The sequence below is a fragment of the Microcystis sp. M165S2 genome (assembly GCF_020245885.1).
In the GTDB taxonomy this organism is placed as follows: Bacteria; Cyanobacteriota; Cyanobacteriia; order Cyanobacteriales; family Microcystaceae; genus Microcystis.
This window is the reverse complement of sequence record NZ_JADBTZ010000057.1, coordinates 1-9,500: the sequence shown is the minus strand read 5'-3', so window position 1 is coordinate 9,500 and position 9,500 is coordinate 1. Positions and strand designations below refer to the sequence as shown.

Below are 9,500 nucleotides of genomic sequence, written 5' to 3'. Positions count from 1 at the left end.
GAGCAATAGTGCCAGGGAAATGCTCAAAAAGCAGTCTTTCTATCGGGAGCATGGGGTATTAGAAATGTTTTTCTATGACCCAGACTCCCATGATTTCTGGGGATTGGTGCGGGCCAATCAGCAAGAGGATTTTTTCCCGGTAACGGCCTTGAATTTTCCCTGGACTTCCCCAATCCTAGGGATTCGGTTTGAGATGTTTGAAGAGGGTTTAGAGGTCTTTTATCCCGATGGGGAACGATTTAAAGACCCTGAAACCCTCTTTGAGGAACGCGACCAAGCACAACAAGAACGCGACCAAGCACAACAAGAACGCGATCGCGCTTTTGCCCGATTACGGGAATTGGGCATTGATCCGACCGAGTTGTGACTATAATTAATCTTCAGCGGAGATACCGTCATCTTCCACCACCGCTTCGGTGATAGGAGAGGGCGGAATTTCCGTTAAGGGAGATAAATCGGCAGGGGGGGCCACCACGCGATCGAGTTTTAGGGTTAAATAACGAATAACCTCATCACTTAAACGCATGGTGCGTTCCATGGGGGCGACTTGTTTGCCGGTTGCCTGATAATTCATCTGCACATAGACACCATCATTGAGTTTTTTGATGGGATAGGCCAGACGTTTTTTACCCCACACCTTAACTTCAATGTCTGTGGCGCTGTGTTCGCTAATCAGAGTCCGATAACGTTCCACTTGTTGCTGAACGACTTCTTCCCCTAAATCGGGACGGAGAATGTAAAGAGTTTCGTAGTTATTGCTCATCTCAGAATCCTTATGGACTAGAAGGCTTCTTTGTCAAGACCGGAGGTTAATTGATTTTCATAACTCTCTAGCTTTTAATAAAGAAGCAAGGATATATGATCATACTACTATCCGAGAGTCGATCGCTAGTCATTCCCAGAAAAATATGGCGCAACGCTATGTACGAGTGAAACATCGTCAAGGACAAATCTTCTACGGACTGTTACAGCTAAACCGTAGCGTTGCTGTCTTTGATGCCCCTCCCTGGCAAGGAGGGCAACTAACCAAGCTAGAATTAGAATCTGATAGCTACCAACTATTAGCCCCCTGTTTCCCGTCGAAAATTATTGCCGTGGGCAAAAATTACCGCGCCCACGCCGCCGAGATGGGAACACCTGTACCAGAAGAACCGCTTTTATTTCTCAAGCCACCGACGACAATTATTGCCGATGGTGAACCGATTTTTTATCCGCCCCAATCCCAAAGAGTGGATTATGAAGGAGAATTGGCATTAATTATCGGAGAAACCGCCAAAAACTGCACCACAGCCCAGGCCAGAAGCAAAATCTGGGGTTATACCATTGCTAACGATGTCACCGCTAGGGATTTACAGAAAAAAGATAGCCAATGGACGCGGGCGAAAGGATTTGACAGTTTTTGTCCCCTCGGCCCCTGGATTGTCCGGGAATTGAGTATCGGGGCCCAATTAACCACTTTTCTCAATGATGGCAGCGAACCCAAACAAAGCAGTTATCTCAGTGATATGGTTTTTCCCCCCGATGTCTTGGTGGCTTATATCTCCCAAGTGATGACCCTGCTGCCGGGGGATGTGATTTTAACGGGAACTCCCGAAGGAATCGGAGCGATGCAGGTGGGGGATAAGGTTCGGGTGGAAATAGAAGGCATCGGGGTTTTGGAAAATAGCGTCATGGCAGCAGAAATCAATTAGCGATAATTAACAATGCGGGCGAATACGGCGGGGTCTAGACTCGCCCCACCGACTAAAGCCCCGTTTATCTGCGATTGAGCCATAATTTCATCGATATTATCGGGTTTTACCGAACCACCGTACTGAATGGTGACTTCGGGATTATCTAATTGTTGCCGAATCAAACCGATAACGCGGTTCGCTTCCTCGCTTTCGCAGGTTTCCCCCGTGCCAATCGCCCAGATGGGTTCGTAGGCGATAACGAGGTTTTTTTGGTCAACATTGACTAAACCTGCTTGAATTTGCTTGATAATTACCTTTTCTGTTTCTCCGGCATCTCTTTGGGCTTTACTTTCTCCCACACAGATAATCGGGATTAAACCTTGTTTTTGGGCAGATATAACCCTTAAATTGACGGTTTCATCGGTTTCGCCGAAATATTGCCGGCGTTCACTGTGACCGATAACCACATAGTGAACCCCAATTTCGGTTAACATATCCGCCGAGATTTCGCCCGTATAAGCCCCCGATTTTTCCCAGTGGACATTTTGCGCCCCCAGACGGATACGACCACCGTGGAGGGTTTTAGAGAGGACAGCTAAAGCGGTGAAAGGCGCGCAAAGAACTACTTCTCGGTCGTCGGGGGTTTCCTCTAGATGGGATTTAAAATCTTGCAAAAACTCCAAAGCTTCTCTTTGGGTTTTGTACATTTTCCAGTTACCTGCAATAACAACTTTCGGCACAGCTTAATTAATTTAGTAGATTTGATAATTTATGGTACATTTTACTGTAAGCCTTTTTGTTACCCTAAGCAAGATCACCGATAATCGCTGTTTGTCGTGAACAGATTTCTTTAATACTTTTACCTGTACCTAGGGCTGGCTGAATAAATCTAAAAACTTTGTTGGATAAGGCTTTTAGACTTTTTTTCCCTCAAAAAGTGCCGACCATTGGAGTGATCGGGGGTAAAATTCCGGGACTTTTTCCCTGAAAATTAGGTAACTGACTACCTCAAAATCGGTAAAACCCTACACCCCACACCCCACACCCCACACCCTGCCCCCACGAAAAACTTTTTGCCGCAGACCCTACCTATGCCCTAGTCCCCTACCAAATCCTCATGCGAACCTTAGCGATCGGCGATATTCATGGTTGCTCGAAAGCTCTAGATCACTTGCTAGAGATCGTCAATCCCAAACCGCAAGATACTTTAATCACCCTCGGTGATTACGTTAATAAGGGCAGAGACTCGAAAGGGGTGATCGATCACTTGATTTCCCTACATAAACAGGGAAATTTGATTCCCCTCAAAGGTAATCACGAGATTATCATGCTGCAAGCCCGTCATAACCCCCTCAAACAGCGTCTCTGGTTAGAAAAAGGCGGTAAAGCCACGCTAAAATCCTATAGCGAAGGCCACCTGATTAAAATTCCTGAATCTCACTGGGATTTTTTAGGAAAAGTCTGTATAAATAGCTACGAAACTGCAAATCATTTATTTGTTCACGCTGGTCTCGATCCCCATCTACCCCTGACCAGACAACCAGAATACAAACTCTTTTGGGAGAAATTTCAAGATCCAGCCGCCCATAGTTCGGGAAAAACCATGATTTGTGGTCATACCAGCCAAAAAAGCGGTAAACCGATTAATCTCGGCCATGCCATTTGTATCGATACTTGGGCCTACGGTAAAGGCTGGTTAAGTTGTTTAGATGTGGAAACGGGGAAATTGTGGCAGGTTAACCAGGGAGGAAATTTTCGGATTAGCCATATTCAAGATTATTATCGTCCATCCTCTCTACGTCAGGACATTAAGGACGGTTCGCCGATTTTTGGCCGTTCACTCTTGTCAAGAGCGGCAGCAATGACATTTAAGGGCAAATAACTGGGATAAACTCCCTCGCGAGCGCGTTTAATATCCGTTTCCTCTAGGGGAAGTTGGTATTTAATCGCAATTGCCTTGAGGATATCGCCGCGATCGATCACTCCCGCTACGGCGGAGGCTGGTGTTAACACCGTGATCATTCGGTCCGGGATGGTTTCCAATTTCTGCACCACCGTCACTAAGGGGGTTTTTTCCTCAACAGAGGGAATTTCTGCGAGGGGATGGGCAATATCAAGCAGTTGTTTTTCTGACCAGAAACTCCGCTCGATCGCCTGTAAATCTTCCACCCGAATTAATCCCCGATAACGTCCCTCGGACGCAGCAAAATAAGCAGTATTGGCGGCTGCTTGGTCTAAAACGTATTCTTGGGCGAATTCCTCTAGGGTTTGATGGGCGTTTAAAACCCGCCAATTTCTGCTCATCACCTCTCCCGCTGTGAAATTGAGGAGACTTTGCTGTAAATTAGTCAAATTATCGTAGGCGCGGGCATTTCTGAGGATAAACCAGCCTATTAATCCTAACCAAGCACCCCCCACAGCTGCCGTCAAGAGAACCAAGAAAATCCCCAAAATAATCCCCAACCAACCGATTAATTGACCACTGATCGCAGCCCAATGTAAACCTTTCCAGCGATCGCCCGTTGCTTGCCAGACGATTGCTTTGAAAATTTGACCCCCATCGAGGGGTAAACCGGGGATAAGATTAAATAGAGCCAAAAACAGGTTAATTATCGCTAAATGCCCGCATATATAGGTTAAATTAGCGTTTAAATAGGGTAAGTGACTGGCTAGGGATAAGAGACAAAACAGGAGAAAACTGACGAGGGGTCCAGCGATCGCTACTTGCAGGGCCTGGGGAGGAGTCCGAGATTCTCGATCGATCGAGGCCATACCTCCAAAGAGAAACAGGGTAATGGAATTGACCTGGATGCCTTGGGAACGAGCCATGAAACTATGACCTAATTCGTGGAGTAAAACCGAGATAAACAGCAATAAAGCCATGATTAAACCAAGTAACCACGCTAAAACAGAACTCTGGGCGGCCAGAGACTGAATTTCTGCATCAGTGGCATTGAGCAGGGTGACAAAAGCCAGAATCAAAAACCACGAGGAATCAATATAGATAGGAATGCCCAATAAAGAGCCGATTCGCCAATTTGTACGCATAATTTTCAGTGGGGAAGTGGGGAAATGGGGAAATGGGGAAATGGGGAAATGGGGAAATTCAACTAAAACCCTAACCCCTAACCCCTAACACCTGTCCCCTTTTAGGACATTTGGAAAATAAAAGTCATTTTGTCCCCTTTACCGAGGGAAATGCGATCGCCAGCCCGGAGACGATGACGATTGCCGGGGGGTAGGGGGTTGTGATTAACGTAGGTTCCGTTAGCGCTGCCGCTGTCTTCGAGGTAATAGATGCCCGCTTCGACGCGGATATCGGCATGAACCCGGGAGACGATATCAGAATCGGGAAAACCGGAAACATCGATATCGGGGGGAATGCGATCGTTAGGTTTGCCGATATGAATTACCGATAGATGTAGGGGTAATTCAATTTTGCTATCGGTTTGCAGGTGCTGCAGACTAGCTATTTCCGTCTGTAAGCGGGTGGCAGCCGGAACCGGTGGGGGGGCAACAGGAGGAGGTGCGATCGAGGCGACGGTGGGTGTAGGGACTGGTGGGACGGGTTCCGGTTCCGGTTCCGGTTCCGGTTCCGGTTCGGCCTCGGCTGCCACCATGGCAAGGGAATTAGGCTGTAAATTGTAGCCACACTGACCGCAAAAGGTGGCATCAGTTTGGATGGTTGCCCCACAACTAGGACAGGAAGACATCCGCGGCAGGGGAGTGTAACAGGCCTCGCATTGACTGGCCTCATCGGGGTTAGTATGTTCGCAATTAGGACAAACGATCATTGTTTAAGGAAAAAGGAAAAAGTTAAAAAGCAGATTAGGGGTTGGGTTTTAGGGTGTTAGGGTTTTGGGGTTTTATGGTGTTGGGGTGTTGGGGTGTTGGGGTGTTAGGGTTTTAGTTGAAATTCCCCCATTTCCTCATTCCCCCATTTCCCCATTCCCTCATTCCCCCATTTCCCCATTCCCCTATTCTCTAGACAAAAGAGGAACCAGCGGCCGCATCGAGTAACCAATATAATTCCCCGGCCGGGGGGTGGATGAGACGAGAAGGATAGGAGAAAGAGTCACCATAGGCAGAGAAAATCTCATGTAGAGCGGGGCGTTTACTTTCGCCGGCAGCGATAAAGATCACACAACGGGCCTGATTGATCAGGGGAACGGTAAAAGTTAAGCGGGGATTGCCGTCTTTCTCGCCGACGGTGATACAGCGATCGCTCACCGTTAAAGCTGCCGTGTGGGGAAAGAGCGAGGCGGTGTGACCATCATCGCCCATTCCCAATAAAATCAGGTCAAAAACGGGAAAATCGGGAGAATTGACCCCAAACCATTGGCGGAGATGATCATCGTATTTTTGGGCGGCCAGCTGGGGATCGGGGTCATCCGTGGGCATAGGATGAATATTAGCGGCCGGGATCGGTATGCGATCGAGCCATGCTAACCGGGCCATGCGTTGATTACTGTCAGGATGCTTGGGACTAACGTAGCGCTCATCTCCCCAGAAAACGTGAATTTTTGACCAGTCGAGGGGTTGAGAGGATAAAGCCTCGTAGAGAGGTTTCGGGGTGCTACCGCCGGACAGAGCGATCGTAAAATAGTCCTGTTGGTCGAGGCTGGTTGTGATTTTTTCCAGAACCAGCGCCAGAGATTTTGCGATCAGAGCTTGTTTATCAGCTAAAACTTCCACCAATTTCTGCATGGGTTTTGTTATCAACTCAGGGGGCTGTCTTTACTATAGGCTAACCATTCAGGACTCATCTGAGAGCTTGGGAAAATTTTATTCTTTGAAAGGGATTAAGTTTACCGATACCATATTGAGGTAATATTTCTAGAGTCGATTCTCGAAAGGGGTTGACAAGCAGAACAATTTAACCATAGTGTTGGGCAGGAGGTCGAGCAAGAGTTAATTAGAAATTGCAGTTTGTCAGATTGCCTCTCGGCAAAATCCTTCTGGGAACCCCCAGCGAGAACTTTTAAACAGGCTAATGAATCTATTCATTGACATACCATTACAGAAACAGCGATGAACAGTTTTACTTCTTTGTCCCTGAAATTAACGGGATTGGTTTTCATTATTTCCTTCCTTTTGGATGGGTTTATCCTGCCGCTGCCCTATCGATTCAGTCAATCCCAATGGCAGGTAGGGTTCGTCACCACCTTTGTCGATCGAGGAATTGTTCCTCTCCTGGGTATCGTTATCGTTTTAATCGCTTACTGGATTGACTCTAACAATAGAGATGTCATTCCTAGAAAATCCCGCTTTGAATTGCGTTGGCCGATTTTTATTCTTTCCACACTGTTGGGTTTAGTTTTTCTGTTGATGATTCCTGTTCATATCAATAATATCAACCAGATTAAAAACAACGCTTTGACTCAAATTGAACAGGGTGTTGATCAAGGGGAGGGACAAATTCAAGCTTTCTTAGCCCAGTTAAATACTCTATCGCAAAATCCCCAACTATTAGAACAGGAGATCTCTCAGAGAAATCAAGTAATTGAAACTGGTCGTTTCCAAGGACAACCGATCAACACGGAACAGTTACAGACCCTACGTCAACAAAGAGAACAATTAACTAATTTACGGGATTTATCCAAAAAACCGAAGGAGTTTAAACAGCGATTAGATGAGATCAAAAATCAGCTACAAACTCAGCTGCAAGATCGACGAAAACAGGCAGAAAGCCAAGCTAACTTAGAGGCTTTGAAACAGTGGTTAAGAATTGGTATTCAAAGTATGTTGCTATCGATTTGCTATAGTTTGATCGGTTGGTTAGGCATTCGAGAACTAGGTAGTATGAAAAAACGCACCGCCTAAGAAGGGGGTTTATCTTAATGATGAAGTATAAAGTTTTCGTTTTCGGGAGTCAGAATTCTCCGAGTCAGGAGACGAGCGCACACAAGAGCATACTTCATCCTTAGGATCAAATCTGTAACTACTTAAATATTCAGCCACAGGGCATCATTTGCTGATGCCCTTTTATTTATTAAACCTCTTGCAGAATTAATTTTTGGGGGTTCAAAAACGTCCTATCAGCTGTTCGTAATTTAAATTGCTTGGGCCAGACGAGGCACTCTTGCAAGAGTGCAAGAGGCAAAGGGCAACACCCCCCAACCCTAGTAGGGCTGTTTCATTCTCCGAATCTAATTCTTTTTTTTGCTACCTTTAATCGCTTATGCGGTAAGCAAAGCACGACGTTTTTAAAAATTTTCAGCTATTTATTCCGAGAAATCGACTAAAAACGTTGGCAGATAAGGATTTGAGATAATGACATTTGAGAGAATGAAACGACCCTAAAGAGGGGGGGAGATTCGGCTAATCTAAGAATAAGCGGTTTAAATACGTCTTAGCTTAATACTAAATCCTATTTAAAAGGCATAGGAGAGCAGGGGAGAAGGGAGCGGGGAGCGGGGGAGATGGGAGCGGGGAGAATAAATAAAAATAATCTCCTGAATTCTGACTACTGACTCCTAACCCCACCAACAAACTTTTTGCCGCAAACCCTAATTAGAGATTTTTCAGTACAAAGGCTCTAAAATGGCCAGTGCCAGTTATTGGCCTGAAGACTTGTTTTTTCGGTCTTGTGGCTTTATCATGGGTACTGTGTGGTGTGTGTGATGTGAAGGAGTAAGATGACTGCTAATAGCCAACTTATCTCCGTCAAGGCTCTACAAGCTTTGATGAAGCGAGGGTTCAAACCTTCGGTCTCTGGTAGACGGCATCAAAAATCTTGGTTAATAGCTTTAGACGGCGATACCTCAAAACGATTATTCGATATCGTTTTCTCCCTATCGGTTCTAATTTTCTTTTCGCCGCTTTATTTAATCTTAGCCTTATTGATCGCGATTAGTTCCCCCGGTCCGGTCTTCTATGTGCAGAAGCGCGTCGGTCAAAACTTCCAGCATTTCAACTGTATCAAGTTTCGTACTATGGTAATGGATGCGGATAAGGTATTAGAGAGACTGATGGAAGACTCTCCTCAACTGCGGGCGGAATTCGAGGATAATTTCAAGCTTAAGGACGATCCCCGTATAACTTGGATTGGCAAGTTTCTCCGCTTAACCAGTTTAGACGAGTTTCCCCAATTCTGGAACGTCCTGCGAGGAGATATGAGCGTCGTCGGTCCGCGGCCTTTAGTTCCCGAAGAATTGCAGAAATATGGCAATCGCATCGACAAAGTTTTAACTATTCGCCCCGGTTTGACTGGTTTATGGCAAGTTTCCGGACGTAATGACATCCCCTATCCCCTGCGGGTGCAGATGGATGTGTATTATGTTAATTCGCGTAACTGGTTAACCGATATCTGGGTAATCTTCAGAACTATCGGTGTTGTGGTTTTTCCCAAAAATAACGGTGCTTACTAAAGCGGTGAATAGTAATTAAAAATTACTCACTGCTGTTTCCATGTAATTAATCGCTAGACTGGAGGAGAGAAAGGCAGAACTTGCTTTTTTCTCCTCTTTTTTTGAGAAATATTATGACAGTAATTAGGGTTTGCCCTGACCTTACACGATCGAGTGCTGTCTTTCAGCTATGTTTATTGTTCCCTAGGGCAGTGGGAAACTAACAGCGATCGCTTCCCATAGACATAAAGTTTGACATCCTCGCCGCCGTAAAACGGACGGCGATTCCTCACCACGCCACTTTTTTAGGGTGGTCGCTGAACGGGGTTGACGCTTAACGGGATGCTGCTTCTTTAACAGAAGTCTTACGCTTTCCGACCCGTCCATTTTGAGTGTCCGAATGCCGGACGGCCACTTTGAACAAGTCGAAAAAATCTCATGTTCCACCTTATTTCCTAGAAAGTTTTACTCGTTCAAG

The 9,500-nt window shown here is 46.0% G+C and carries 10 protein-coding genes and 1 pseudogene; 5 read left to right on the top strand and 6 right to left on the bottom strand.

Going from position 1 to position 9,500, the window contains the following annotated elements:
- Positions 1 to 367 (top strand): annotated as a pseudogene (locus IM479_RS03300) (Uma2 family endonuclease); the annotation flags it as partial.
- Positions 368 to 373: 6 nt separating this feature from the next.
- On the opposite strand, the gene rpsF reads toward IM479_RS03300, so the two are convergent.
- Positions 374 to 763, bottom strand: coding sequence for a 30S ribosomal protein S6 (gene rpsF, locus IM479_RS03295; protein WP_287078278.1), 390 nt, complete (start codon positions 761 to 763; stop codon positions 374 to 376).
- 145 nt (positions 764 to 908) lie between these two features.
- On the opposite strand from rpsF, the gene IM479_RS03290 reads away from it, so the two are divergent.
- Positions 909 to 1,691 (top strand): fumarylacetoacetate hydrolase family protein, encoded by a 783-nt coding sequence (locus IM479_RS03290; protein WP_287685754.1) that lies wholly within the window; start codon positions 909 to 911, stop codon positions 1,689 to 1,691.
- Here the strand turns inward: IM479_RS03290 and tpiA are convergent.
- Positions 1,688 to 2,413 carry a triose-phosphate isomerase gene (gene tpiA / locus IM479_RS03285; RefSeq protein ID WP_286824696.1) on the bottom strand — a complete coding sequence of 242 codons (726 nt, stop codon included), beginning with the start codon at positions 2,411 to 2,413 and terminating at the stop codon, positions 1,688 to 1,690. The genes IM479_RS03290 and tpiA overlap by 4 nt on opposite strands.
- Before the next feature lie 377 nt (positions 2,414 to 2,790).
- Between tpiA and IM479_RS03280 the strand changes: the two genes are divergently transcribed.
- Positions 2,791 to 3,555 (top strand): metallophosphoesterase family protein, encoded by a 765-nt coding sequence (locus tag IM479_RS03280; protein ID WP_287685752.1) that lies wholly within the window; start codon positions 2,791 to 2,793, stop codon positions 3,553 to 3,555.
- On the opposite strand, the gene IM479_RS03275 is transcribed toward IM479_RS03280, so the two are convergent.
- The 3 genes from IM479_RS03275 to pgl all read right to left on the bottom strand — a co-directional run bounded on the left by IM479_RS03275 (position 3,474) and on the right by pgl (position 6,380).
- Positions 3,474 to 4,721, bottom strand: coding sequence for a site-2 protease family protein (locus tag IM479_RS03275; RefSeq protein ID WP_287685750.1), 1,248 nt, complete (start codon positions 4,719 to 4,721; stop codon positions 3,474 to 3,476). The two genes, IM479_RS03280 and IM479_RS03275, sit on opposite strands and share 82 nt — an antisense overlap.
- A gap of 101 nt (positions 4,722 to 4,822) precedes the next feature.
- Positions 4,823 to 5,467, bottom strand: coding sequence for a double zinc ribbon and FHA domain-containing protein (locus IM479_RS03270; RefSeq protein ID WP_287685748.1), 645 nt, complete (start codon positions 5,465 to 5,467; stop codon positions 4,823 to 4,825).
- A gap of 190 nt (positions 5,468 to 5,657) precedes the next feature.
- Positions 5,658 to 6,380 carry a 6-phosphogluconolactonase gene (gene pgl, locus IM479_RS03265; RefSeq protein ID WP_286824700.1) on the bottom strand — a complete coding sequence of 241 codons (723 nt, stop codon included), beginning with the start codon at positions 6,378 to 6,380 and terminating at the stop codon, positions 5,658 to 5,660.
- A gap of 324 nt (positions 6,381 to 6,704) precedes the next feature.
- Between pgl and IM479_RS03260 the strand changes: the two genes are divergently transcribed.
- Together IM479_RS03260 and IM479_RS03255 are read left to right on the top strand one after the other, a co-directional pair.
- Positions 6,705 to 7,496, top strand: a complete 792-nt coding sequence (locus IM479_RS03260) for an HpsJ family protein (protein WP_287685746.1) — start codon at positions 6,705 to 6,707, stop codon at positions 7,494 to 7,496.
- An 815-nt stretch (positions 7,497 to 8,311) separates the two neighbouring features.
- Positions 8,312 to 9,043, top strand: a complete 732-nt coding sequence (locus IM479_RS03255; protein ID WP_002760967.1) for an undecaprenyl-phosphate galactose phosphotransferase family protein — start codon at positions 8,312 to 8,314, stop codon at positions 9,041 to 9,043.
- Positions 9,044 to 9,226: 183 nt separating this feature from the next.
- Here IM479_RS03255 and IM479_RS03250 read toward each other — a convergent pair whose 3' ends face one another.
- Entirely contained in the window at positions 9,227 to 9,409 is a 183-nt protein-coding gene (locus IM479_RS03250) for a hypothetical protein (protein WP_287685744.1), read from the bottom strand.
- Between the last annotated feature and the right edge of the window lie 91 nt (positions 9,410 to 9,500).